22 protein-coding genes, 1 pseudogene and 1 riboswitch are annotated in these 23,952 nt (G+C 69.2%); of the genes and pseudogenes, 15 read left to right on the top strand and 8 right to left on the bottom strand.

Annotated elements, in window-relative coordinates:
• Window positions 1-4: 4 nt before the first annotated feature.
• On the bottom strand, window positions 5-532 hold the full coding sequence (locus EV651_RS31155; RefSeq protein WP_238157298.1) for an amino acid-binding protein: 528 nt from the start codon (window positions 530-532) through the stop codon (window positions 5-7).
• Between the two features lie 200 nt (window positions 533-732).
• Here EV651_RS31155 and gatC point away from each other — a divergent pair, with 200 nt between their 5' ends.
• Genes gatC through gatB form a run of 3 tightly spaced genes read left to right on the top strand, consistent with a single transcriptional unit; the run spans window position 733 to window position 4,036 of the window.
• On the top strand, window positions 733-1,029 hold the full coding sequence (gene gatC, locus EV651_RS31150) for an Asp-tRNA(Asn)/Glu-tRNA(Gln) amidotransferase subunit GatC (RefSeq protein ID WP_133788821.1): 297 nt from the start codon (window positions 733-735) through the stop codon (window positions 1,027-1,029).
• Between the two features lie 2 nt (window positions 1,030-1,031).
• Window positions 1,032-2,537: an Asp-tRNA(Asn)/Glu-tRNA(Gln) amidotransferase subunit GatA gene (gatA, locus tag EV651_RS31145; protein ID WP_133788820.1), complete on the top strand. Its 1,506-nt coding sequence runs from the start codon at window positions 1,032-1,034 to the stop codon at window positions 2,535-2,537.
• On the top strand, window positions 2,534-4,036 hold the full coding sequence (gene gatB, locus EV651_RS31140; protein ID WP_133788819.1) for an Asp-tRNA(Asn)/Glu-tRNA(Gln) amidotransferase subunit GatB: 1,503 nt from the start codon (window positions 2,534-2,536) through the stop codon (window positions 4,034-4,036). The genes gatA and gatB overlap by 4 nt, the downstream gene beginning before the upstream one ends.
• A 38-nt stretch (window positions 4,037-4,074) precedes the next feature.
• Here gatB and EV651_RS31135 read toward each other — a convergent pair whose 3' ends face one another.
• The 4 genes from EV651_RS31135 to EV651_RS31120 form a co-directional block, all read right to left on the bottom strand.
• On the bottom strand, window positions 4,075-4,569 hold the full coding sequence (locus EV651_RS31135; RefSeq protein ID WP_133788818.1) for a hypothetical protein: 495 nt from the start codon (window positions 4,567-4,569) through the stop codon (window positions 4,075-4,077).
• A 119-nt stretch (window positions 4,570-4,688) separates the two neighbouring features.
• Window positions 4,689-5,795, bottom strand: a complete 1,107-nt coding sequence (locus EV651_RS31130) for a sorbosone dehydrogenase family protein (protein WP_133788817.1) — start codon at window positions 5,793-5,795, stop codon at window positions 4,689-4,691.
• A 54-nt stretch (window positions 5,796-5,849) separates the two neighbouring features.
• The gene (locus EV651_RS31125) at window positions 5,850-7,136 is read right to left on the bottom strand and encodes a cyclopropane-fatty-acyl-phospholipid synthase family protein (protein WP_133788816.1); all 1,287 of its coding nucleotides are present in this window, start codon (window positions 7,134-7,136) and stop codon (window positions 5,850-5,852) included.
• On the bottom strand, window positions 7,133-8,512 hold the full coding sequence (locus EV651_RS31120; RefSeq protein ID WP_238157297.1) for an FAD-binding oxidoreductase: 1,380 nt from the start codon (window positions 8,510-8,512) through the stop codon (window positions 7,133-7,135). The genes EV651_RS31125 and EV651_RS31120 overlap by 4 nt, the downstream gene beginning before the upstream one ends.
• A gap of 77 nt (window positions 8,513-8,589) precedes the next feature.
• Between EV651_RS31120 and EV651_RS31115 the strand changes: the two genes are divergently transcribed.
• The 4 genes from EV651_RS31115 to EV651_RS31100 all read left to right on the top strand — a co-directional run bounded on the left by EV651_RS31115 (window position 8,590) and on the right by EV651_RS31100 (window position 11,541).
• On the top strand, window positions 8,590-9,522 hold the full coding sequence (locus EV651_RS31115) for a 2-hydroxyacid dehydrogenase (RefSeq protein ID WP_133788815.1): 933 nt from the start codon (window positions 8,590-8,592) through the stop codon (window positions 9,520-9,522).
• A 24-nt stretch (window positions 9,523-9,546) separates the two neighbouring features.
• Entirely contained in the window at window positions 9,547-10,659 is a 1,113-nt protein-coding gene (locus tag EV651_RS31110; RefSeq protein WP_133788814.1) for an exo-alpha-sialidase, read from the top strand.
• Window positions 10,656-10,937 carry a ubiquitin-like small modifier protein 1 gene (locus EV651_RS31105; RefSeq protein ID WP_133788813.1) on the top strand — a complete coding sequence of 94 codons (282 nt, stop codon included), beginning with the start codon at window positions 10,656-10,658 and terminating at the stop codon, window positions 10,935-10,937. Before EV651_RS31110 ends, EV651_RS31105 begins: the two co-directional genes overlap by 4 nt.
• A 64-nt stretch (window positions 10,938-11,001) precedes the next feature.
• The gene (locus tag EV651_RS31100; RefSeq protein WP_133788812.1) at window positions 11,002-11,541 is read left to right on the top strand and encodes an AAA family ATPase; all 540 of its coding nucleotides are present in this window, start codon (window positions 11,002-11,004) and stop codon (window positions 11,539-11,541) included.
• Here EV651_RS31100 and EV651_RS31095 read toward each other — a convergent pair.
• Both EV651_RS31095 and EV651_RS31090 read right to left on the bottom strand, forming a co-directional pair.
• The gene (locus EV651_RS31095) at window positions 11,531-12,409 is read right to left on the bottom strand and encodes a 5-aminoimidazole-4-carboxamide ribonucleotide transformylase (RefSeq protein ID WP_133788811.1); all 879 of its coding nucleotides are present in this window, start codon (window positions 12,407-12,409) and stop codon (window positions 11,531-11,533) included. The genes EV651_RS31100 and EV651_RS31095 overlap by 11 nt on opposite strands.
• 18 nt (window positions 12,410-12,427) lie before the next feature.
• A riboswitch (ZMP/ZTP riboswitch) is annotated at window positions 12,428-12,521 on the bottom strand.
• Window positions 12,522-12,523: 2 nt separating this feature from the next.
• Window positions 12,524-13,243, bottom strand: a complete 720-nt coding sequence (locus EV651_RS31090; RefSeq protein WP_133788810.1) for a trans-aconitate 2-methyltransferase — start codon at window positions 13,241-13,243, stop codon at window positions 12,524-12,526.
• 45 nt (window positions 13,244-13,288) lie between these two features.
• Here EV651_RS31090 and ilvD point away from each other — a divergent pair, with 45 nt between their 5' ends.
• The 6 genes and pseudogenes from ilvD to serA all read left to right on the top strand — a co-directional run bounded on the left by ilvD (window position 13,289) and on the right by serA (window position 21,828).
• Window positions 13,289-14,956, top strand: a complete 1,668-nt coding sequence (gene ilvD, locus EV651_RS31085) for a dihydroxy-acid dehydratase (RefSeq protein WP_133788809.1) — start codon at window positions 13,289-13,291, stop codon at window positions 14,954-14,956.
• A gap of 295 nt (window positions 14,957-15,251) precedes the next feature.
• A complete protein-coding gene (locus EV651_RS31080; RefSeq protein WP_133788808.1) occupies window positions 15,252-17,003 on the top strand; it encodes an acetolactate synthase large subunit in 1,752 nt (583 codons plus the stop codon).
• Window positions 17,003-17,506, top strand: a pseudogene (ilvN, locus tag EV651_RS31075) (acetolactate synthase small subunit); the annotation flags it as partial. The gene EV651_RS31080 and the pseudogene ilvN, both read left to right, overlap by 1 nt.
• A 240-nt stretch (window positions 17,507-17,746) precedes the next feature.
• Window positions 17,747-18,766 carry a ketol-acid reductoisomerase gene (ilvC, locus tag EV651_RS31070; RefSeq protein ID WP_133788844.1) on the top strand — a complete coding sequence of 340 codons (1,020 nt, stop codon included), beginning with the start codon at window positions 17,747-17,749 and terminating at the stop codon, window positions 18,764-18,766.
• A 134-nt stretch (window positions 18,767-18,900) separates the two neighbouring features.
• Window positions 18,901-20,103: a trypsin-like peptidase domain-containing protein gene (locus EV651_RS31065; protein ID WP_133788806.1), complete on the top strand. Its 1,203-nt coding sequence runs from the start codon at window positions 18,901-18,903 to the stop codon at window positions 20,101-20,103.
• 126 nt (window positions 20,104-20,229) lie between these two features.
• Window positions 20,230-21,828 (top strand): phosphoglycerate dehydrogenase, encoded by a 1,599-nt coding sequence (gene serA, locus EV651_RS31060; RefSeq protein ID WP_133788805.1) that lies wholly within the window; start codon window positions 20,230-20,232, stop codon window positions 21,826-21,828.
• Window positions 21,829-21,926: 98 nt separating this feature from the next.
• Here the strand turns inward: serA and EV651_RS31055 are convergent, their stop codons facing one another.
• A complete protein-coding gene (locus tag EV651_RS31055) occupies window positions 21,927-22,493 on the bottom strand; it encodes an O-methyltransferase (RefSeq protein ID WP_133788804.1) in 567 nt (188 codons plus the stop codon).
• Between the two features lie 146 nt (window positions 22,494-22,639).
• Here EV651_RS31055 and EV651_RS41625 point away from each other — a divergent pair, with 146 nt between their 5' ends.
• Window positions 22,640-22,795 (top strand): hypothetical protein, encoded by a 156-nt coding sequence (locus tag EV651_RS41625; RefSeq protein WP_166658847.1) that lies wholly within the window; start codon window positions 22,640-22,642, stop codon window positions 22,793-22,795.
• Window positions 22,792-23,841 carry a 3-isopropylmalate dehydrogenase gene (locus EV651_RS31050; protein ID WP_133788803.1) on the top strand — a complete coding sequence of 350 codons (1,050 nt, stop codon included), beginning with the start codon at window positions 22,792-22,794 and terminating at the stop codon, window positions 23,839-23,841. Before EV651_RS41625 ends, EV651_RS31050 begins: the two co-directional genes overlap by 4 nt.
• Window positions 23,842-23,952: the final 111 nt, after the last annotated feature.

The raw sequence follows: 23,952 nt of genomic DNA, 5'->3' as shown, positions 1-23,952 counted from the left end.
AGATCTACCCACTCCTGCGACCAGTCCCCGGCAACGCCGAACACCAACTGCAAGCAGCCGCATGACCACTTGACAAACATAGGGGCATCCAGGCGCCCGCCATGTCACCGAACTCCGGCGTCGCGCTGGTCTCGAGCGCGACCTTCACCTCGCTGCCGGTGCCGTCGAGCAGCGCCGCCCAGTCCGCGTGCAGCACGGCCGGTGACTGCTCGACCAGGATGTCGATCGCGTCCGCGGGCGCCGAGGTCATCTGCTCGACCGCTTCCAGGTCCATGTGCAGTCCGCCGCCGGCGCCGTACCGCGAGAACCAGATGACCTCGACGTCGGGTACGCCGTTGCAGGCGGAGACCAGGCGGTCCGGGAGCACGCCCGGTGGCAGGTCGACCACGATGTCGTCGACGGCGGTGCCGTTCTCCCGCCGGTGCTCGACGATCTCGATCGCGTGGATGTCGGCGTCCACCTCACCGAGGGCCGTCGCCACCACGCCCAGCGAACCGGGCCGGTCGGGGATGATCAAGCGCAGCAGGAACACCGAACGATCATCTCCCAGCCGATCACCATGCGCGTAACGCCTTGTCGCGGCCCATGTTACAGAGCGGTAGGACACGACACGCCCGCCCGTCTCATCCGGCCTCGTCCACCGGGGAAACAAGACTGTCACGGCGGCCCACTAGGATGACTGGGGCGCGGCGGAAAACGCTGCGGAAGTCCTGCGAACCATTGGATCAGTTCATGCCATCGATTACCCGCGAAGAGGTCGCCCACCTGGCGCGACTGGCGCGGATCGAGCTCTCCGACGAAGAGCTCGACCACCTTGCGCCGCAGCTCGACCAGATCATCACCTTGGTCGGGCAGGTCAGCCAGGTGGCGGCGGACGACATCCCGCCGACCTCGCACGCCCTGCCGCTGACCAACGTGATGCGCCCGGACGAGAACGTCCCGTGCCTCACCCCCGAGCAGGCGCTGTCCGGCGCGCCCGCCGCGGAAGAGCAGCGATTCCGGGTGCCGCGGATCCTGGAGGAGGACTGATCATGTCGGATCTGACCAGGAAGACCGCCGCGGAGCTCGCGGAGCTGATGGCGGCCGGGCAGGCGAGCTCGGTGGAGATCACGCAGGCCCACCTCGACCGGATCGGCGCCGTCGACGGTGCCGTGCACGCGTTCCTGCACGTCGACACCGAGGGCGCATTGGCGCAGGCCAAGGCGGTCGACGACAAGCGCGCCGCGGGCGAGCAGCTGTCCCCGTTGGCCGGCGTACCGCTCGCGCTGAAGGACGTGCTCACCCAGGAGGGCGTGCCGACCACGGCCGGTTCGAAGATCCTCGAGGGCTGGAAGCCGCCGTACGACTCGACGGTCGTGAAGCGGCTGAAGGCGGCCGGGATCGTGATCCTCGGCAAGACCAACATGGACGAGTTCGCGATGGGCTCCTCCACCGAGAACTCGGCGTACGGCACCACCCACAACCCGTGGGACCTGGCCCGGATCCCGGGCGGTTCCGGCGGCGGTTCGTCGGCCGCGATCTCGGCGTACGAGGCGCCGCTCGCGATCGGCACCGACACCGGCGGCTCGATCCGGCAACCCGGCGCGTTCACCGGCACGGTCGGTGTGAAGCCGACGTACGGCGGCACCTCGCGGTACGGACTGATCGCGCTGGCGTCCTCGCTGGACACGCCCGGTCCGTGTGCGCGCACGACCCTGGACGCGGCGCTGCTGCACGAGGCGATCGCCGGTTACGACCCGATGGACTCGACCTCGATCAACCAGCCGGTCCCGGCTGTCGTCGATGCGGCCCGCAACGGTGATGTCGCCGGTCTGCGGATCGGTGTCGTGAAGGAGCTCGGCGGTGAGGGGTACCAGCCGGGGGTCGAGGCCCGCTTCCACGAGGCGGTCGAGCTGCTCACCAAGCTCGGCGCCGAGGTGGTCGAGGTCTCCTGCCCGCACTTCGAGTACGCGCTGCCGGCGTACTACCTGATCCTGCCGAGCGAGGCCTCGTCCAACCTGGCCAAGTTCGACGCGATGCGATACGGGCTGCGGGTCGGCGACGACGGCACCAACAGCGCGGAGACGGTGACGAGCCTGACCCGCGAGGCCGGTTTCGGCGCCGAGGTGAAGCGCCGCATCATCCTCGGCACGCACGCGCTCTCGAGCGGGTACTACGACGCGTACTACGGCCAGGCGCAGAAGGTGCGGACGCTGATCGCCCGCGACTTCGCCAAGGCCTACGAGCAGGTCGACGTCCTGGTCTCGCCGGCCACGCCGACGACCGCGTTCGCGATCGGCGACCGGATCGACGACCCGATCGCGATGTACAAGAACGACCTGTGCACGATTCCGTCCAACCTGGCCGGTAACGCGGCCGCGTCGTTCCCGTGCGGCCTCGCCGACGAGGACGGCCTGCCGGTCGGCTTCCACGTGATGGCGCCGGTGATGCGCGACGACCTGCTCTACACGGTCGGCGCCGCGCTGGAGTCCGCGCTGGCCGAGCAGTGGGGCGGCGTACTGATGACCAAGGCTCCGGAGCTGGAGGTGACCCGATGACCATCGCTGCCGAGATCATGCCGATCGACAAGGCGCTGGCGACCTACGACCCGGTGCTGGGCCTCGAGGTCCACGTCGAGCTGAACACGAAGTCGAAGATGTTCTGCGGCTGCCCGACCGAGTTCGGCGCGCCGCCGAACACTCAGACCTGCCCGGTCTGCCTCGGTCTGCCGGGCGCGCTGCCGGTGGTGAACGCGAAGGCCGTCGAGTCCGCGATCAAGATCGGCCTGGCGCTGAACTGCGAGATCGCCGAGTGGTGCCGGTTCGCCCGGAAGAACTACTTCTACCCGGACATGCCGAAGAACTTCCAGACCTCGCAGTACGACGAGCCGATCGCGTTCAACGGGTGGACCGAGGTCGTCGTCGACGGCGAGACGTACCGGATCGAGATCGAGCGCGCGCACATGGAGGAGGACACCGGCAAGTCGACGCACGTCGGTGGTGCCACCGGCCGGATCCACGGCGCCTCGCACTCGCTGGTCGACTACAACCGGGCCGGGATCCCGCTGATCGAGATCGTCACCAAGACGATCGAGGTGCCGGGGGAGAAGGCCGCCGCGGTGGCGCGGGCGTACGTGAGCATGCTGCGCGACCTGCTGCTCGCGCTCGGCGTGTCCGACGTCCGGATGGACCAGGGTTCGCTGCGGTGTGACGCCAACGTGTCGCTGAAGCCGCACGGCTCGACTGTCCTCGGCACGCGGACCGAGACCAAGAACGTGAACTCGTTCCGCTCGGTCGAGCGCGCCGTGACGTACGAGATCACCCGGCAGGCGGCTGTCCTGGCGTCCGGCGGCAAGGTCCTGCAAGAGACCCGGCACTGGCACGAGGACACCGGCATCACCACGTCCGGCCGGGAGAAGTCCGACGCCGACGACTACCGGTACTTCCCGGAGCCCGACCTGGTCCCGGTTGCGCCGTCGCGCGAGTGGGTCGAGGAGCTGCGCGCGACGCTGCCCGAGGCTCCTTCGGTACGTCGGGTGCGGCTGCAGCAGGACTGGGGTTTCACCGACCTCGAGATGCGCGACGTCATCAACGGGAACGCGCTCGAGCCGATCGTGGCGACCGTTGAGCTCGGCGTCACGCCGGCCGCCGCGAAGAAGTGGTGGTTGGGTGAGCTCGCCCGTTCGGCGAACGAGTCCGGTCAGGACCTGGATGCCCTGGGGGTCGGTCCGGCCGAGGTCGCCGAGGTGCAGAAGCTCGTCGACGACGGCACGCTGAACGACAAGCTCGCGCGGCAGGTGTTCGAGGGTCTGCTCGCCGGTGAGGGTACGCCGGCGGAGATCATCGAGAAGCGCGGTCTGGCGCTGGTGTCGGACGACTCGGCGCTGCTCGAGGCGATCGACCGCGCGATCGCGGCGAACCCGGACGTGGTCGAGAAGGTCAACTCCGGGAAGCCGGCCGCGGCCGGTGCACTGATCGGCGCGGTGATGAAGGACATGCGCGGCCAGGCCGACGCCGCCAAGGTCCGCCAACTCCTGAACGAGAAGCTGGGTATCTGACTGATCGAGGGGGTGCGGGTCGCCGCACCCCCTCGCTGTCAGGCTGCGTCCTTCTCCGGACGCGCGTGCCGTTCGGGGTGCGGGGCGTCGGCGATTACTCCGCGGTCTACTCGGCCGTCGTCCACGTCCGCGGCGTCGGCGAGCAGGGTTTGGGCAACGGTCAGCTCCTCGGCCGGGCAGCGGACCTCGTAGTGGGTCGGCAGGATCTCGGTGCTGACCAGGTCGGGACGATTACGCACGAGTCCGCGGAACAAACCCCACAAGCCTCCGACGAGTACGCCGTACACGAAGCCCCAGACCACGACCGCCAGACCGGTCAGCGTGGTTTCCGCGACCAGGGTGATGAAGACGGCCGCGAGCACACCGAACAAGGCGCCCCGCACCGCGCTCGTCGCGGTCAGCCGGGCGACCGGGATCGCTCTGCGTCTGGTGGCCTGCCGGAGCCCGGCGCCGACGATCTCCAGGTTCGCCGCGTTCATCCCGTAGCTACTGAGATATTCGACTGTGCGCTGAGCATCGTCGAATCTGCTCACCGCTGCGATCACACTGCTGGGGACGCCAGACACCTGGCCGGTCGGCATACCGATCTCCTCCTCAGGTCATTGTTCTTCAACAAGTACCAGACGACCGAAGAGCGCAAACCGTTGACAGTTCACGAAGTGCTGATCGTCACCCGGAGAATCCGGTCGTCGCCGTCGCGGGTGCCGCCGCGGCCGTCGGTGTTCGACGTCGTGACCCACAACGAGCCGTCCGGTGCGAGTTCGACCGTGCGCAGCCGTCCGTACTTGTTGGTGAAGAACGCCTGCGGCTCGCCAACTCGTTTGCCTCCGGCAACGGGAATGGCCCAGAGCCGCTGGCCGCGCAGCGACGCCATGAAGATGTACCCCTTGGCGAACGCGATCCCGGACGGCGACGCCTCGGCCGTGTGCCATTGCGCGATCGGGTCGGTCATCCCGTCCAGCTGGCTGATTCCTTCGGCGGCCGGCCAGCCGTAGTTCGAGCCGGGGGTGATGGCGTTGAGCTCGTCCCAGGTGTTCTGCCCGAACTCGGAGGCGTACAACTGGTTCCCGTCGAACGCGAGGCCCTGGACGTTGCGATGGCCCTTGGTGATCCAGACCCGGCCGTCCGGATTGCCCGGGGCGGCCTTGCCCTCGGTGGTGATCCGCAGGATCTTCCCGCCCAGCGAGTCGTCGTCCTGCGAGTTGGGCCGGTCCGACCCGTCGCCGGTCCCGGCGTACAGGAACCCGTCCGGCCCGAACCGCAGCCGCCCGCCGTTGTGGATCGCCGCCGCCGGAATCCCGTCCAGGATCACCTGCTGGTCCGACAACTTCTCGTCCTGGTAGGTGATCCGCGCGATCCGGTTGTCGTCCCCGCCCGAGTAGTAGGCGTAGATGTACGGCTTCCCCGGATACCCCGGATCCACTGCCAGCCCGAGCAGCCCACCCTCTGACGAGTTCTTCACCCCCTCGACCGTCCCGACCTCGGACACCTGCCCGCCGGCGATTCGCTGGATCTTCCCCGAGTCCCGCTCGGCCACCAACGCGCTCTTGTCCGGCAGGAACGCCAACCCCCAAGGCACCTCGATCCCCGTCGCCACGGTCGAGGCCACCGTCAGCTTGAGCGCGGCGGCCCCCGGCGGCACGGACGCCGTACCCGAGCTGGCCGGCGCAGGCGCCGTACTCGCGCCCGTCGGCGAGTCGTCCGAGCACCCCGTCACCAACGCCAACGCCGCAACCGCCACCACAGCCCGACCGCGCACGCCCGTCTCCTCCGCTAGCCCTGCCCCCAAGCTACTGCGCGGTCCAACCTGAGCTCAGCTTCCCCAGTCGGGGCGGAGAGGGAAGTGGGCGTTGGCGTCGTCGTCGAGTTTTACGGCGAGGACCTGGTGGAGTTGGGTGTTGTTGCGTTCGAAGCCGACGCGGCAGGCGGCCAGGTAGAGGCCCCAGATCTTGGCGGTCGGGTAGCCGACCTCGGCCACGGCCTCGTCCCAGTTCGCGACCAGGTTGGCGGACCAGCCGGCCAGGGTGAGGGCGTAGTGCTCGCGGAGGTTCTCCTCGTGGCGGACCTCGAAGCCGGCGTCCTGGGCCTCGGCGATGATCCGGCCGGAGCCGATCAGCTCGCCGTCGGGGAAGATGTAGCGGTCGATGAACGCGCCGGTCGAGCGGAACCGGTTGTCCGGCCGCGTGATGCTGTGGTTGAGCAGCCGGCCGCCCGGCTTCAGCCGGTCGAGCAGGAAACCGAAGTACGACGGGTAGTTGCGGACGCCGATGTGTTCGGTCAGGCCGATCGAGCTGATCGCGTCGAAGTCGCGCTCGGCGACGTCGCGGTAGTCGAGGAACCGCACCTCGGCGCGGTCCTCCAGGCCGTCCCGCTTGATCGCCTGGGTCGCCCACTCCGCCTGGGCCGCGGACAACGTGACGCCGAGCACCTGGACGCCGTACTCGCGGGCCGCGTGCCGGACCATGCCTCCCCAGCCGCAGCCGACGTCGAGGAGCCGCTGCCCCGCTCGCAGGTCGAGTTTGCGGGCGACAAGGTCGTACTTCTCGGCCTGCGCCTCGTCGAGCGTGGCATCGGCCGCCGGGTAGACCGCACACGTGTAGGTCATCGACGGTCCGAGGATCAACTCGTAGAACCGGTTCGACACGTCGTAGTGGTGGTGGATCGCTGCCTTGTCCCGCGCCTTCGAGTGCCGCAGTCCCTCGAAGGTACGACGCCATTTCGGCAGGTGTTCCTGCGGCGGCGGAGGCGGCGGCTTCAGGTGACTCCAGCCGAGCCCGCGGACGATGCGCAGCGCTTCGCTGGGGCTCGGACGCTGGAAATGGACGTGGTTCAGCATCATCCGCATCAGGTCGTACGGGTTGCCCGGATGCACACCGGTGATCTCCAGATCACCCATCACGTAGGCCCGAACCAGACCGAGGTCGCCGGGCGCGGTCAGCACGTACGACAGTCCCCGCTCGGAAGCGAGGTGCATGTGCACGGGTGAATCTTCCGGTCCGGTCGCGCTGCCGTCGTACGCCGTGAACCGGAACGGCAGCCCGTCCGGAGTCACCGCCGTGAGGGCTTCGGCGATCGATACGTGGGTCGCTAGCGTCGTCATCGGCGCGTCACCGCCTTTTCGTAGAGCCCGGTGAGCCGGGCGTCCGGGTCGTAGCGTTTCTTCACCTTGTCCAGCGCTGCGACGTTGTAGAGCCGGTTGAAGGTGTCACGGTCGTAATAGGCGTCGGAGTACAGGGACTTGTGGCCGCCGAAGTCGGTGACGGCTTGCTCGATCCGCCGGTTGACGTCGCCGTCGGCCGCGCCGGGGGCGATCGGGACGGTGCCCCAGAAGCCGACGTTCACGTAGGTCTCGCCGGGCTGCAGCGGATAGAGCGGCCAGGACTGGGATCCCCTGAGGCGGAGCGGGCACAGCCACACCGGCCGCATGCCCACCTGAGTGTCGAACCAACGCAGGAAGTCAGCCAGCCGGGCGACCGGGATCTCCACGTCCTGCACCACGCGTTCGCGGTCCGGTTGGCCGCGGCGGCGGTTCAGCCGGGCGGCGACGTGGTGCCGGTTCTCGAACCCGACGATCTTGTGGAACACGTCGCTGCGGCGCCAGCGCTTCGGCCACAACCGGCGTACGACGGGATGCTGTGCACCGAACGCCGCGGAACACCAGAACCAGTCGGTGTCCCAGCGCCAGAGGTAGTCGTGCGCGGTGAGGAAGTCCTTCGGGCGCTGCTGGATCGAGCGGTAGTAGATCTGCTGACCGGTGTAGTCGCTGGTCCGCACCGCGGCGTCGCTGTTCCGGCCGAGGGTCAGGTACGCCTCCGAGGGGCTGAACGCGACACCGTCGACGAAGTGCACCGGCTCACCGTCGTATGTGCCGGAGGCAACGATCTCGTCGATCGCCGGGGCCAGCGCGTCGAGGCCGAGCCGGACGTGCCGGAGGGCGACGTACGGCGAGATGCGGTCGAGCTCGATGCGCAACCGGGTCGCGTACCCGAGCGTGCCGTACGAGTTCGGGAACATCCGGAACAGATCGGCGTGCTCGCCCTCGGGACGTGCCGTGACCAACGAGCCGGCGCCGGTGAGGATGTCCAGTTCGAGCACGGACTCGTGCGGGAGGCCGGCGCGGAACGACGACGACTCGATACCGAGCCCGGTCACCGCGCCGCCGAGCGTGATCGTCTTGAGCTGCGGCACGACCATCGGCGTCAGCCCGAGCGGGAGGGTGGCCGCGACCAGGTTCTCGTACGTGCACATGCCCTGCACGTCGGCCGTCCGCGCGACCGGGTCCACGCTGATCACGCCGGTCAGCTTCGACACGTCCAGCCCCGGACGCTGGATCTCGGTGCGCGGCCGGAAGAGGTTCGAGCTGCGCTTCGCCAGCCGGACGGGCTCGCCCGGTGGGATCAGCTCGTACGACTCCCGAAGGCGCCCGACGGCCTGATCATGCGCGACCACCACCGCCGTGTCCGATGTCGAAGGCACCAAACCAGAGTACGACGGTGCCGCCTCCTCAGGCACGGGAGTTCAAAGTGTCCACGACCCCGAGTAGGTTCTGGTGCATGGCTGACGTGGTGAAGGCATGGCTCCCGTGGGAGGATCCGGACGGGTTCCTCGGCGGGGTGCCCAAGGGGTACGACGTGGATTTCTACTCCGGCGCCGAGCGGCCGCGGTCGCTCGACGAGGTGGAGTTCTACGTGCCCAGCTACATGGGCGGGGGCGACGTGTTCGACGTCATCCGGGACATGCCGGCGCTGAAGGTCGTGCAGCTGCAGACGGCCGGGTTCGAGCATGCGCAGTCGCGGATCGCCGACGGCGTCACCTTGTGCAACGCACGCGGCGTGCACGACGCGTCCACGGCCGAGCTGGCGGTCGGTCTGATCCTGGCGTCGTACCGGAATCTGCCGCGGGCCGTCCGTGACCAGGAGCAGCAGGTCTGGCCGGGGTCGTACGACGAGGTCGACGACTCGCTCGCCGACCGGACGGTGCTGATCCTCGGGTACGGCGCGATCGGCGAGGCGCTCGAGCGCCGGCTGACCGGATTCGAGTGCGACGTGATCCGGGTCGCCCGGCGGGCCCGCGACGGTGTGCATCCGACGAGTGAGCTGCCGGAGCTGTTGCCGCGCGCGGACGTCGTCGTACTGCTGACGCCGGCGACGCCGGAGACCGAGCGGATGGTCGACGCGAAGTTCCTGGCGAGCATGAAGGACGGTGCGCTGCTGGTGAACGTCGCGCGCGGTGTCGTCGTGGACACCGACGCGTTGCTGACCGAGCTCGGGACGCGGCGGATCCGGGCCGCGCTGGACGTCACGGATCCCGAGCCGTTGCCCGCCGGACATCCGCTGTGGTCTGCTCCGAACGTACTGATCAATCCGCATCGCGGCGGCGCGTCGACGGCGTTCGCGCCGCGGGTGGCCAGGCTGGTGCGCGCGCAACTGGAGCGCTACGCGTCCGGGGAACCGTTGATCAATGTGGTGGCGGGTCCGCCACGCTGAGCAGGCTGAAAGAGGAGGACAACGATGTCCGAGGCCGTACTGCTGATCGGAACCAAGAAAGGTCTCTGGATCGGCCGTAGTGACGCTGCCCGCGAGGAGTGGCGGCTCGACGGACCGGTGCCGGAGTTCGAGATGCAGGGCGTGTACGCCGTGGGCATCGACACCCGCGGCGACAGTGCCCACGGTGCCCACGGGGTCCGGCTGTTCGTCGGCGGCACGAGTGAGCACTGGGGCCCGGCGGTCTTCCACTCCGACGACCTCGGCGCGACCTGGGCCGAGCCGCCGGAGGGTTCGATCGGGTTCCCGGCCGACGCCGACGCCTCCCTCGAGCGGGTCTGGCAGATCCAGCCGGCACCCGCCGGCCAACCGGGCGTCGTGTACGCCGGGACGCAGCCGTCGGCGCTGTGGAAGTCGACCGACGGCGGCGTGACGTTCGAGCTGGTCACCGGCCTGTGGGACCACCCGCACCGCAAGGAGTGGGGCGCCGGATTCGGCGGCCAGGCGGTGCACACCGTGCTGCCGCATCCGACCGACGCCGACCGCGTGAGTGTCGCGATGTCGACCGGCGGGGTGTACCAGACCGCCGACGGCGGGAAGACCTGGTCGCCGCGGAACCAGGGCATCCAGGCGAGGTTCTTCCCGGACCCGTATCCGGAGTTCGGTCAGTGCGTCCACAAGCTGGCCGCGCACCCCGACGTCCCGGAGCGGATGTTCGCGCAGAACCACCACGGCGTGTACCGGTCCGACGACACCGGCGCGGTCTGGAAGTCGATCGCCGACGGCCTCCCCTCGGACTTCGGGTTCCCGATCGTGGTGCACCCGCACGAGCCCGAGACCGTGTACGTCTTCCCGCTGGTCGCGGACGCGAACCGGATTCCGACCGAGGCGCAGTGCCGGGTCTACCGCTCCCGCGACGCCGGCTCGACCTGGGAGCCGCTGGCCACCGGGTTGCCTGACGTCTCCTACGCCCCGGTGCTGCGGGACGCGATGACCGTCGACGCCGCCGATCCCGCCGGGGTGTACGTCGGCACGCGGGACGGCTGCGTCTATGCGAGCGCCGACGCCGGCGACAGCTGGACCGAGGTCGCGCGCCACCTTCCCGACGTACTGACAGTGCGTGCCGCGGTGGTCGGATGATCGCGGTCTGCCTACCCACCGTGCTACGCCCGTTCGCGGGCGGCGCCGAACGCGTGGAGGTCGAGGTGGACGGTTCGCCGACCGTCGCCTCGGTCTTCGCGGCGCTCGACTCCGACCACCCGGCGCTCCGCCGCCGCCTCACCGACGAGCAAGGCGCGGTCCGCCGGCACGTGAACATCTATCTCGGCAACGACAACATCCGCGACCTCTCCGGGCTCGAGACCAAGCTCACCGACGGGGACGAGCTCCTCATCCTCCCGAGCGTCGCCGGCGGCTGACGTCCGGCGCCGGCGAAAAGAAAAGACTGCCGTTCGGCGGCGGGCACGGTTAGCGTCGGGCGGCATGAGCAACGTCCTTCTCCTCACCGGCCCGTCGGGCTCGGGCAAGACGACCGTGGCCCGGATGGTCGCGACCGGCGCGCCGCGGCCGACGATGCACCTGACGACCGACGAGTTCTACCGCGGCATCCGCACCGGGTTCATCGCGCCGTACCTGCCGGGAGCGCACCGCCAGAACGAGGTCGTCGTTGACGCGATCGTCGCGACCGTGAGTGTGTACGCGCGCGGTGGGTACGACGTGGTCGTCGACGGCATCATCGGGCCGTGGTTCCTCGCCCCGTTCCGCGCGGCCGCCAAGGCGGGGGAGTGGACGATGTCGTACGTCGTCCTGCGTCCCGACCTCGGTACGACGTTGCAGCGCGGGCAGGACCGGCCCCACCCCGAGCTGACGGACGTCGACGCGCTCACCGGTCTGCACGGTGCGTTCGCGGACCTCGGCGCCCTCGAGTCGCACGCGATCGACACCAGTCGGCTCGATGTGGAGCGGACAGCTGCCAAGGTTCGCGAAGCCGTTGCCTCAGGTAACTATCTGCTCAGTGCCTGAACAGGCGGATCCCGGTTTCCGACCAGGTGATCCGGGCCGCCGCGCAGGCGGCCGCCACCTCGGGCGAGCGGATCGAACCGCCCGGTTCGGCAATGTGCGAAACGCCGTACCGCTGGGCCTCCACGACGTTGTCGGTGAACGGCAGCGCACCGTCGGAGACCATCGACACACCGGTGAGCGGATCGGCCGAACGGCGGGCCCACCAGAGCGCGGCCTTCTCACCGGCGAGCCGCGTACAGTCCACCCGCGACTGTTGCCCGGCGCCGATGCCGATCGTCATCCCGTCCTTCACCATCACGACCGTGTTCGACTGCGTGTAGCGGGCGACGATCATCCCCAGCACCACGTCGTCCGGAAGGTCGCGAGGCACCGGCAGCGCATCACGCTCCTGCGTCAGCCGCACACCGTAGAGTTCACGCACCTCCTCGGCCGGCGGCTCGAACTCCGGGTCCGCCTCCAGCACCAGGTAGGTCCCGCGCTTCTTCGCGGCGAGGATCTCCACCACGCCCTCGTCGTACCCGGGCGCGATGATCCCGTCCGACACCACCCGCTTCAGCACCATGGCCAACTCGAGATCCACCGGATGCGAGACCGCCACGAAATCGCCGTACGACGACTTCGGATCAGCGTCCCGCGCACGGGTGTACGCGGCTGCTACTGTCTCGCCGAGCGCGGCACCCGCCGGCGACACATGCTTGTACGACGCCGCAGCCGGTACGCCGAACCGCTCCGCAGCCTCCCGCACCAACTGCCATCCGGTCAGCGCATCGAGGACATTGATGTACGACGGCTCGCCGGCAACCACCGTGAACGGCGCATGGTCGATCGTGGCGGCTTGGTGCGGGTTCGTTCCATAGCGCAAACGCATGAGGACCTCCGACTAGATCGGAGGCGCCCAGGCGGACGACGCCCGTACGAACACTGTACGAACAGACCCGCTCCCCGGTGGTACTCCACCCTCGCCAGTCGCGGTGCGTCCAGCCTACTTCGTCGCGCGCACCACCAGCAGGCGTGATGCCTCGGTCAACGGTTCTCCGTGCCAGCCGCCCTCGATGACCACGTCCGAGAAGCCCGCTGCCAGCAGGTCAGCCGTGATCTCGTCGGCAGAGCGGAAGTACAGGACGTTGCGGTAGACCGCGTCGTGCCCGTCCTCGAAGACGTTGTGCGCGTCGAACGTCACGCGCCCGTTCGCGATCTCGATCAGCTCGAGCCACTCCTTCAGGTGCCCGGCCGCCGTGTCCCGTTCGCCGTACGTCGCCTCGCTCGTCCACTGCTCCCACGCCCGCGCCGCCGGATTGCGCGACTCGAAAGCGAGCACGCCACCGGGACGCAGCGCGGCCGCCAGCGCAGCGACCGCGGCCGCGTGCTCCGCGACGTGCATCATCGTGTTGCCGCTGCTGACCGCGAGATCCACATCACCGGTCGGCTCCACCGCCAGGTGGTCGCCGTCGATCCAGGTGACGGCGTCGGCGCCGGGCTGCCGGCGCGCGTACCCGAGCATGGTGGGACTCGGATCGATGCCGATCACGACGCGCCCGGGCGCGACCAGCGACCGGGTCAGCAGACCGGTTCCACAACCGAAGTCCAGGACCTTCGCGGTCCCCTCGGCCAAAGCACGGTAATAGTCGTGATCCTCACCGGACGGGTTGTCCAGGTCGTAGAGCTCCACCAACTGCTCGTCGCCGTACGGGTCATCGATCACCCACAGCACCTTACTGGGCGGCGGTCCAGGAATAGGGTGGGCGGCATGGTCGATGTGAAGCCCCGCAGCCGGACAGTCACCGACGGATTGGAAGCGACCGCCAGCAGAGGCATGCTGCGCGCGGTCGGAATGGGAGACGACGACTGGGCCAAGCCCCAGATCGGCGTCGCGTCGAGCTGGAACGAGATCACCCCGTGCAACCTGTCGCTGGACCGGCTCGCCAAGGCGGTCAAGGACGGCGTGCACGCGGCCGGCGGATACCCGCTCGAGTTCGGCACGATCAGCGTTTCGGACGGCATCTCGATGGGCCACGTCGGCATGCACTACTCGCTGGTCAGCCGCGAGATCATCGCGGACTCGGTCGAGACCGTGATGGAGGCCGAGCGGCTGGACGGTTCGGTCCTGCTGGCGGGCTGCGACAAGTCGCTGCCGGGCATGCTGATGGCCGCGGCCCGGCTCGATCTGGCGTCGGTGTTCCTGTACGCCGGTTCGATCATGCCGGGCAAGCTCGGCGACAAGGACGTCACGATCATCGACGCCTTCGAGGCGGTCGGCGCCTGTGTCCGCGGCCTGATCACCAAGGAGGAGGTCGACGCGGTCGAGCGCGCGATCTGCCCCGGCGAAGGTGCCTGCGGCGGCATGTACACCGCCAACACCATGGCGGCGTCCGCCGAAGCCCTCGGCATGTCGCTCCCGGGCTCGGCCGCCCCGCCCGCGGTGGACCGCCGCCGCGACGGGTACGCCCGCAGGTCCGGCGAGGCCGTCGTCGGGCTGCTGCGGAAGGGCATCACGGCCCGCCAGATCCTCACCAAGGAAGCGTTCGAGAACGCGATCGCCGTGGTGATGGCACTCGGCGGCTCGACGAACGCCGTACTCCATCTCCTCGCGATCGCCCGTGAGGCCGAGGTCGATCTGAGCCTCGACGACTTCAACCGGATCGGCGACCGGGTCCCGCATCTGGGTGATCTCAAGCCGTTCGGCCGCTATGTGATGACCGACGTCGACCGCGTCGGCGGCATCCCGGTGATCATGCGCGCGCTGCTCGACGCCGGCTTGCTGCACGGCGACTGCCTGACGGTGACCGGCAAGACGATGGCCGAGAACCTCGCCGACATCGCGCCACCGGACGTCGACGGCACCATCATCCGCGCGCTGGACAAGCCGATCCACGGCACCGGCGGCATCACGATCCTGCACGGCTCGCTCGCGCCCGAAGGCGCGGTGGTGAAGAGCGCCGGCTTCGACTCCGACGTCTTCGAAGGTACGGCGCGGGTGTTCGACGGCGAGCGTGGTGCGATGGACGCGGTCGGCTCGCTGAATCCCGGTGACGTGGTGGTGATCCGCTACGAAGGCCCGAAGGGCGGCCCCGGCATGCGCGAGATGCTCGCGGTCACCGGCGCCATCAAGGGTGCGGGCCTCGGCAAGGACGTCCTGCTGCTCACCGACGGCCGTTTCTCCGGCGGTACGACGGGACTCTGCGTGGGGCACGTGGCGCCGGAAGCCGTCGACGGCGGGCCGATCGCCTTCGTCCAGGACGGCGACCGGATCACCCTCGACGTGCAGCACCGCACCCTCGAACTCCACGTCGACCCCGAGGAACTCGAACGCCGCCGCGTGGGCTGGACCCCGAAGACCCCAGCCATCACCAAAGGCGTCCTCGGCAAGTACACCCGCCTGGTCCGCTCCGCCTCCGAAGGCGCTGTCTGCATCTAGGGACGGTCGTACCAAATGATGAGACACCGCGGCGTCCAACTTGACCGGGTCGCGGTCCGCGGGCGAATAATGCCTACATGCGATCGATTCTCCTCGTACTTGTGCGGCGCGCCGACTGACGCGACCACAGAGTCGAGCGCGCCCCCTTCAGCCCACCCGGCGGAGGGGGTTTTTTGTTGCCAATGCGACTATCTGCGACCCAGTAGTGCACCGGCGACAACCACGAGCGAGGATGGATCGGTCGCGAAGCAGTATCTGTTTCTTGGCATAACGTGACAGGACAAGGAAGGCACTCATGAGTGAGCAGCTGACCGGGGCACAGGCTCTGATCCGCGCACTGGAACATGCCGGAGTCGACACCGTCTTCGGCATCCCGGGCGGCGCGATCCTCCCGGCGTACGACCCGATGCTCGACTCGACCCAGATCCGCCACATCCTGGTACGTCACGAGCAGGGCGCCGGCCACGCCGCCCAGGGATACGCCGCCGCGTCCGGTAAGACCGGCGTGTGTATGGCGACCTCCGGGCCGGGCGCGACCAACCTGGTGACGCCGATCGCCGACGCGTACATGGACTCGGTGCCGATGGTCGCGATCACCGGTCAGGTGGCCGGGGCCGCGATCGGTACGGACGCCTTCCAGGAGGCGGACATCCGCGGCATCACGATGCCGATCACCAAGCACAACTTCCTGGTGACCGACCCCAACGACATCGCCACCACGATCGCCGAGGCGTTCCACATCGCCTCCACCGGCCGGCCGGGCCCGGTGCTGGTCGACGTGACCAAGGACGCGATGCAGACCACCGGCGTCGACTTCCAGTGGCCCACCGAGCTGTCGCTGCCCGGCTACCGGCCGGTGACCCGCCCGCACCCCAAGCAGGTGCGCGAGGCGGCCCGCCTGATCGTCGCCGCCGAGAAGCCCGTCCTGTACGTCGGCGGCGGCGTGATCCGCGCTCGGGCCAGCGCCGAGCTGAAGGAGCTCGCCGAGCTGCTCGGCATCCCGGTGGTGACCACGCTGATGGCCCGCGGCGCGCTCCCCGACACCCATGACCTGCACTTCGGCATGCCGGGGATGCACGGCTCCGTCTCGGCCGTCGGCGCCCTGCAGCGCTCCGACCTGCTGATCACCCTGGGCGCCCGCTTCGACGACCGCGTGACCGGCCGGCTCGACTCGTTCGCGCCGGACGCCAAGGTCATCCACGCCGACATCGACCCGGCCGAGATCGGCAAGAACCGGGCCGCCGACGTGCCGATCGTGGGTGACTGCAAGGAGGTCATCACCGACCTGATCGCGGCGCTCAGGACCGAGATCGCGAGCGCCGGCCGCACCCCGTCGTACGACGCCTGGCGCGGGCTGCTCGAATCGGTCCGCGCGAAGTACCCGGTGGCCTACGACGAACCCGAGGACGGCACGCTGTCCCCGCAGTACGTGATCGAGCGGATCGGCAAGATCGCCGGCCCGGACGCCGTCTACACCGCGGGCGTCGGCCAGCACCAGATGTGGTCCGCGCACTACCTGCCGTTCGAGAAGCCCGGCCACTGGCTGAACTCCGGCGGCCTCGGCACGATGGGGTACGCCGTGCCGGCCGCGATGGGCGCCAAGGTCGCGCGGCCGGACAAGACCGTGTGGGCGATCGACGGCGACGGCTGCTTCCAGATGACCAACCAGGAGCTCGTCACCTGCGCGCTCGAAGGCATCCCGATCAAGGTCGCCGTGATCAACAACCAGTCGCTGGGCATGGTCCGTCAGTGGCAGACGCTGTTCTACGACAAGCGCTACTCCAACACCGACCTGCACTCGGCCCGGATCCCGGACTTCGCGAAGCTCGCCGAGGCGATGGGCGGCGTCGGGCTGCGCTGCTCCGACAAGGACTCGGTCGACGCCACCATCGACAAGGCGATGTCGGTCACCGACCAGCCGGTCGTGGTCGACTTCGTCGTGCACCGCGACGCGATGGTGTGGCCGATGGTCGCCGCCGGCACCAGCAACGACGACATCCAGATCGCCCGCGACATGGCGCCGAAGTGGGACGGGGAGGAACTCTGATGAGTAAGCACACCCTGAGCATCCTGGTGGAGAACAAGCACGGTGTGCTGGCCCGCGTGGCTGCCCTGATCTCGCGGCGCGGGTTCAACATCGATTCCCTCGCGGTCGGTCCGACCGAGCATCCCGAGGTGTCCCGGATGACCATCGCGGTCAGCGTGGACGAGCAGCCTTTGGAGCAGATCACCAAGCAGCTCAACAAGCTGGTGAACGTGATCAAGATCGTCGAACTCGAACCCACGCAGACGGTTCAGCGTGAACTCCTGCTGGTGAAGGTCAAGGCGGACACCCTGACCCGCGGACAGGTGCTGGAGACCGTCCAGCTGTTCCGTGCGAAGGTGGTGGACGTGGCACCGGACGCGATCACGATCGAGGCGACCGGCAATCCCGAGAAACTCGAGGCCATGCTCCGGGTGCTGGAACCCTTCGGCGTCCGCGAGCTGGTGCAGTCCGGCATGGTGGCGATCGGCCGGGGCGGCCGCTCCATCTCCGACCGCACCCTGCGACCGGTCCCGGTGCCGCCGCCGCACGTGCAGACCGGACCCCCGAACGTGCAGGCGCGACCCGCCAACACCAGTGCCAGTACCAGTGCCAGTACCAGTGCCAGTAGCAGTGCCAGTGCCCAGGCCAGTACCCAGGCCGGTGCCGGCTCCGCGCACCACCCGGTGCCGGCCCCGCCGCCGGGCCGTACCGCCGCCGCCGTACCGAATCAACACTAAGGAGAAGTGCCCGAAGTGGCTGCTGAAATGTTCTACGACGACAACGCCGACCTGTCGGTGATCCAGGGCCGGCACGTAGCAGTGCTCGGCTACGGCTCCCAGGGCCACGCCCACGCGCTCTCGCTGCGCGACTCCGGCGTCGACGTCCGGGTCGGTCTGCCGGAGGGCTCGAAGAGCCGGGCCAAGGCCGAGGCGCAGGGTCTGCGGGTCGTCACGCCGGCCGAGGCGGTCGAGGAAGCCGACGTGATCGTCGTACTCGCCCCGGACCCCGCGCAGCGCAAGCTCTACAAGGAGGCCATCGAGCCGAACCTGGTCGACGGCGACGCGCTGGTCTTCGGTCACGGCTTCAACATCCGGTTCGGCTACATCAAGCCGCCGGCGGGTGTCGACGTGTTCATGGTCGCGCCGAAGGGCCCGGGTCACCTGGTCCGGCGCGAGTACTCCGAGGGTCGCGGCGTACCCGTGCTGGTAGCGGTGGAGCAGGACGCCACCGGCAAGGCGTGGGACCTGGCGCTCTCGTACGCCAAGGGCATCGGCGGTCTGCGGGCCGGCGGTATCAAGACCACCTTCACCGAGGAGACCGAGACCGACCTGTTCGGTGAGCAGGCCGTCCTCTGCGGTGGCGTGTCGGCGCTGATCCAGTCCGGCTTCGAGGTGCTGACCGAGGCCGGCTACCAGCCCGAGGTCGCGTACTTCGAGTGCCTGCACGAGCTCAAGCTGATCGTCGACCTGATCTACGAAGGCGGCATCGCCAAGCAGCGCTGGTCGGTGTCCGACACCGCCGAGTACGGCGACTACGTGTCCGGCCCGCGGATCATCGACGCGTCGGTGAAGGCCCGGATGAAGGAGGTGCTCGCGGACATCACCGACGGCACCTTCGCGGCGCGGTTCATCGCCGACCAGGACGCCGGCGCGCCGGAGTTCGCGGAGTTCCGCAAGAAGAGCCAGGAGCACCCGATCGAGGCCGTCGGCAAGGAGCTGCGCGGTCTGATGGCGTGGGTCAAGTCGCACGACGACGACTACGTCGAGGGCAGCGCAGCCCGCTGACGGACGACCTCGTAGGTGACTCGAGGGCCCGGACCATCCAGGTGGGTGGTCCGGGCCCTTTTGTTTGACACAATGTGTGACGGTTGTGGTCTGTACTGGTGATTCAGTGCTGGTGATCTGGGGGAGGGCGAGCGGTGGAGGACGGCAGGAGCGGACTTCCGCGGCCGCCGCGGCGGGTTCCGGCGGGGGCCGGCACGCTGACCCAACTGGAGGCTCCGACCCGGCCGACCGGACCCACGCCGCCACCGCGGGGCCCATGGATCTTCGGCCGAATCCTGGCCGGCCTCCTCGTCCTGATCGTGATCGTCGCTGCCGGCGCGAGTGCAGGCTGGTATGTCCGGCAGCAGCTCCTGCAGATCGACACGGACGCGGTCCTGCAGTCGGTGAGGCCGGCCGTCGTGCGCGTGCTGGCCACGACCTGTGGGGGCAGCGGCGAGGGGACCGGCGTCCTGATCGACGGCGGCCAGATCCTCACCGCCGCGTCGGTGGTCGGACAGCCGCTGGGCATGGTCGTGGTGCTGCCGGACGGCCGGATCCGCCGAGCCAACCTGATCGGCACCAGCACCGACGGTGTCGCCGTACTGCAGCCGATCGGGCAGCTCGAGGCCACGCCCGTGCAGCTCGCCGCCGCGAACTCCGACCCGAAGGCCGAGCGCGCCCTGGTCGGCTACACGGCGACCGGCAAACAGGTGATCAACCCGATCGGTTCGACGGCCGATCCCGAACCGCTCAGCACCGTGATGAACGCGGAGAAGCTCGGCGGCCCGGTCGTCGACAGGTCCGGGCGGCTCGACGGGCTCATCGTGGGTGACACAGTCCAGGCCAGCGCGATCGTCGATCTCGACACGCTGCGTCGGTACGTCGCGCCGACGCCGACCGGGCTCACGATCGACAGCACTGATGCGTGTGACCAGCAGTCCCGCGGCCCGCAACGCGCGGTCGTCCCCGAGTTACAGGTCGGACGCACGCCGCTGGCGAGCGAGGTCCAGAAGCTGCTCGGCGAGTACCTGACCCTCGAGAACAAGCGCGACTTCCCGGCGTTGCAGGCGCTCTACTCGAAACAGCTGGCCAAGACCTACACGGTGAAGAAGGATCAGCACAGCCACCAGACGACGTACTTCTTCGCCCCGAAGCTCAGCGAGGTCAGTTCGGACGGCAGCGGCGGCGCGTACGCCCGGCTGACGTTCAACGCCCTCTTCTCGCCGACGGCCACTGGTGCCGAGGGCAGGAACTGCAACCACCTGGACTACCGCTACCGCCTGATCCGCGACGGCGCCAAGCTCGTCATCGACACCGCCGTCTCGATGACGCCCTCGGTGCCGTGCGACACCGACTGACGGTGAGTGACCGGCATTCGGGTCCCCGCACACAGCGTGCAGCGGACGGGGTACCATCGAGGCAGCGGGCACAGCGCGGTGCTCTGTTCTTGATGAGCCCCTACCGCTTCTGCAGGAGATTCCTCCATGACTGACGTAACCCGGCCCGTCGTCCTGATCGCCGAAGAGCTCAGCCCGGCCACCGTCGAGGCACTCGGCCCCGACTTCGAGATCCGCCAGACCAACGGCGCCGACCGCGCCGAACTGCTCCCGGCCATCGCCGACGTCGACGCCATCCTGATCCGCAGCGCCACCAAGGTGGACGCCGAGGCCCTGGCCGCCGCGAAGAAGCTGAAGGTCGTCGCCCGCGCCGGGGTCGGCCTGGACAACGTGGACGTGAAGGCCGCCACCCAGGCCGGTGTGATGGTCGTGAACGCCCCGACCTCCAACATCACCAGCGCCGCCGAGCTGGCCGTCGCGCTGCTGCTCGCGTCCGCGCGCCGGGTCCCGGCCGCGAACGAGTCGCTCAAGAAGGGCGAGTGGAAGCGCAGCAAGTACTCGGGCGTCGAGCTGTTCGAGAAGACCGTCGGCATCGTCGGCCTCGGCAAGATCGGTGTCCTGGTCGCGCAGCGGCTGGCCGCCTTCGGCATGAACGTGATCGCCTACGACCCGTACGTGCAGGCCGGCCGGGCCGCGCAGATGGGCGTTCGGCTCGCCACCCTGGACGAGCTGCTGGCGACCAGTGACTTCATCTCGGTGCACCTCCCGAAGACCCCGGAGACCATCGGTCTGATCGGCGACGAGCAGCTGCACAAGGTCAAGCCCGAGGTCATCATCGTGAACGCGGCCCGTGGCGGCATCGTCGACGAGCAGGCGCTGTACAGCGCGCTCAAGGAAGGCCGGGTGGCCGGCGCCGGCCTGGACGTGTTCGCGTCCGAGCCGTGCACCGACTCGCCGCTGTTCGAGTTCGAGAACGTCGTCGTCACGCCGCACCTCGGCGCGTCCACCGACGAGGCGCAGGAGAAGGCCGGTATCGCGGTCGCCAAGTCGGTCCGGCTGGCGCTGTCGGGTGAGCTGGTCCCGGACGCGGTCAACGTCCAGGGCGGCGTGATCGCCGAGGACGTCCGCCCGGGCATCGGGCTGACCGAGAAGCTCGGCCGGATCTTCACCGCGCTGGCCGGCGGCGTCGCGCAGCAGCTCGACGTCGAGGTCCGCGGCGAGATCACGCAGTACGACGTGAAGGTGCTCGAGCTCGCCGCGCTGAAGGGCGTCTTCGCGGATGTCGTCGAGGACAACGTCTCGTACGTGAACGCGCCGCTGCTGGCGGCCGAGCGTGGCCTCGAGGTTCGGCTCGTCACCGACCACGACAGCCCCGAGCACCGCAACCTGATCACGCTCCGCGGCACACTCGCCGACGGCGCGCAGGTGTCGGTGTCCGGCACGCTGGTCGGCGTCCGGCAGTCGGAGCGGCTGGTCGAGATCGACGGGTACGACCTCGAGATCGAGCTCGCCGCCCACCTGGCGTTCCTCACCTACGAGGACCGGCCCGGTGCGGTCGGCCAGATCGGCCGGATCCTCGGCGACGCCGACGTCAACATCGCCGGCATGCAGGTCAGCCGCGACCGCAAGGGCGGCAAGGCGCTCGTCGCGCTGTCGGTCGACTCGAAGATCGTCCCGACGGTTCTCGACGACATCGCGGTCGCGGTTCAGGCGGACACCGCCCGCACCGTGGACCTCGAGGCCTGATTCACCCGAACGACTGATTTACTGGAGGCGGTCAGCCGCCCGCAGGCGCATGGCGGCTGACAAGGGCCCGAGCTCCATAGCTCGGGCCCGCCTCATGTCTAGTGGCGGGTGGCGAGCAGGACGGCGGCGTCGGGGGCGACCATTACCTCGACGGTGGTGAAGCGCCTGTCCATCAGCCATTCCTGGCGGAGCGTGTCGACGCGCCCCTCGTACATCGGTGGCCAGACGGCCGACGGCGTGAAGTCGTCGAGTACGACGAAGCCGCCGGGCTCGACCACGTCCGCGATGATGTCGCGGGCGGACAGCTTCGCCTCGCGGGCGTCCACGAACAGCAGTGCGAACGGGCCGCGTTCGATCAGCGCGGTCCAGTCGGCGGAGACGACCTCGATCCGCTCGTCGTCGGCAAACAGTTCCGCGACCACCTTCGCGAGCTGCGGATCGCTCTCCGCGGTAACGATCGACGTACTCTCGCCGGCGCCGCTGCGCAGCCACGCCGAGCCGACGCCGCAGCCGGTCCCGAGCTCACCGAGCAGGCCGGTCTTCGAGGCCGCGAGGGTGGCGAGCAGGCGGCCGGTCTCGTTCCTGGTGGAGCTGACGAATCCGCGCCGGCCGGACAGGCTGAGGGCCGCTGAAACCAGCGGCGGCAGTTCTGGAGGAGCACTCACCGGCTGAGAGTCGCACAGGTCCGGTCCAGTGACCGCACCCGGATCTCATATTCCGGGACAAGCTGCCCGCATGGTGGAGAAATAGTCGGATGTGCGAGTAAATTCGTGCGCATCCTGCCGCCCACGACATATTTGGGAGCAGCTGCATGTACGACATGTATCCGGCCAACTGGCCCTCGATCGACGCGCGCGAACGGAAGGCGACCCGGCGTCGCCGCACCGCGCGCCCGGCGAACGACGAGGTCAAGGCTGTCCAAGAGGCCATGAACCGCCGTGACAATGGGGGAGAACCCAAGAAGTGAGCGAGACGAAGAACTTCACGCTGGCCGTCGTCCCCGGTGACGGGATCGGACCCGAGGTGACCACCGAGGCACTCAAGGTCCTCGACGCGGTAGCCGCACAGCACGGCGTGACGTTCGAGCGGACCGAGTACGACCTCGGCGCGAAGCGCTGGCACGCCACCGGCGAGACGCTGCCGGACGCCGAGCTGGAGGAGATCCGCAAGCACGACGCGATCCTGCTCGGCGCGGTCGGGGACCCGAGCGTGCCGTCGGGCGTCCTCGAGCGCGGTCTGCTGCTCAAGCTCCGGTTCACCCTCGACCACTACGTGAACCTGCGGCCGTCGAAGATCTACCCGTCCGTCGGCTCGCCGCTGGCGAACCCGGGCGAGGTCGACTTCGTCGTCGTCCGCGAAGGCACCGAGGGCCCGTACGTCGGCAACGGCGGCGCGCTCCGGGTCGGTACGCCGGCCGAGATCGCCACCGAGGTGTCGGTGAACACGGCGTACGGCGTCGAGCGGGTCGTGCGGGACGCCTTCGCCCGCGCGCAGGCCCGCCCGCGCAAGAAGCTGACGCTGGTGCACAAGAACAACGTGCTCGTGCACGCCGGCCACCTGTGGACGCGGACCGTCGACAAGGTCGCCGAGGAATTCCCGGAGATCACCGTCGACTACCTGCACGTGGACGCCGCGACGATCTTCCTGGTCACCGACCCGGCCCGGTTCGACGTGATCGTCACCGACAACCTGTTCGGCGACATCATCACCGACCTGGCGGCCGCGATCAGCGGCGGGATCGGGCTGGCCGCGAGCGGCAACATCAACCCGGACCGGACCGCGCCGAGCATGTTCGAGCCGGTGCACGGCTCCGCGCCGGACATCGCGGGCCAGCAGAAGGCCGACCCGACCGCGGCGATCCTGTCCGCGGCGCTGCTGCTCGAGCACCTCGGTCTGACCGAGGCCGCGCGCGCGATCGAGGACGCCGTCACGGCCGACATCGAGGAGCGCACGGGCGCTGCCCGCAGTACGGCGGAGATCGGTGACGCGATCGCCAAGCGCGCGGCCGGCTGAAGAAGGTGGACGCTCGCATGACCACTTGGTCGAGAGGTACGGTGCGGCTATGCGTGAGCGAAGCGAGCGCACAGAAAACACTGCCGCCCACGGCGCTCAGGCCGGGGCCGA

This window comes from Kribbella sp. VKM Ac-2571 (assembly GCF_004362255.1).
Lineage (GTDB): Bacteria > Actinomycetota > Actinomycetes > Propionibacteriales > Kribbellaceae > Kribbella > Kribbella pratensis.
Note: the sequence above shows the minus strand (reverse complement) of the source record. Positions and strands in the feature narration are given on the sequence as shown.

Coding starts and splice junctions, on each gene's coding strand:
- gatC (WP_133788821.1), top strand. CDS start 733: ATGCCATCGATTACCCGCGAAGAGGTCGCCCACCTGGCGCGACTGGCG.
- gatA (WP_133788820.1), top strand. CDS start 1,032: ATGTCGGATCTGACCAGGAAGACCGCCGCGGAGCTCGCGGAGCTGATG.
- gatB (WP_133788819.1), top strand. CDS start 2,534: ATGACCATCGCTGCCGAGATCATGCCGATCGACAAGGCGCTGGCGACC.
- EV651_RS31125 (WP_133788816.1), bottom strand. CDS start 7,136: ATGACGACGCTAGCGACCCACGTATCGATCGCCGAAGCCCTCACGGCG.
- EV651_RS31115 (WP_133788815.1), top strand. CDS start 8,590: ATGGCTGACGTGGTGAAGGCATGGCTCCCGTGGGAGGATCCGGACGGG.
- EV651_RS31110 (WP_133788814.1), top strand. CDS start 9,547: ATGTCCGAGGCCGTACTGCTGATCGGAACCAAGAAAGGTCTCTGGATC.
- EV651_RS31105 (WP_133788813.1), top strand. CDS start 10,656: ATGATCGCGGTCTGCCTACCCACCGTGCTACGCCCGTTCGCGGGCGGC.
- EV651_RS31100 (WP_133788812.1), top strand. CDS start 11,002: ATGAGCAACGTCCTTCTCCTCACCGGCCCGTCGGGCTCGGGCAAGACG.
- EV651_RS31095 (WP_133788811.1), bottom strand. CDS start 12,409: ATGCGTTTGCGCTATGGAACGAACCCGCACCAAGCCGCCACGATCGAC.
- ilvD (WP_133788809.1), top strand. CDS start 13,289: ATGGTCGATGTGAAGCCCCGCAGCCGGACAGTCACCGACGGATTGGAA.
- EV651_RS31080 (WP_133788808.1), top strand. CDS start 15,252: ATGAGTGAGCAGCTGACCGGGGCACAGGCTCTGATCCGCGCACTGGAA.
- ilvC (WP_133788844.1), top strand. CDS start 17,747: ATGTTCTACGACGACAACGCCGACCTGTCGGTGATCCAGGGCCGGCAC.
- serA (WP_133788805.1), top strand. CDS start 20,230: ATGACTGACGTAACCCGGCCCGTCGTCCTGATCGCCGAAGAGCTCAGC.
- EV651_RS41625 (WP_166658847.1), top strand. CDS start 22,640: ATGTACGACATGTATCCGGCCAACTGGCCCTCGATCGACGCGCGCGAA.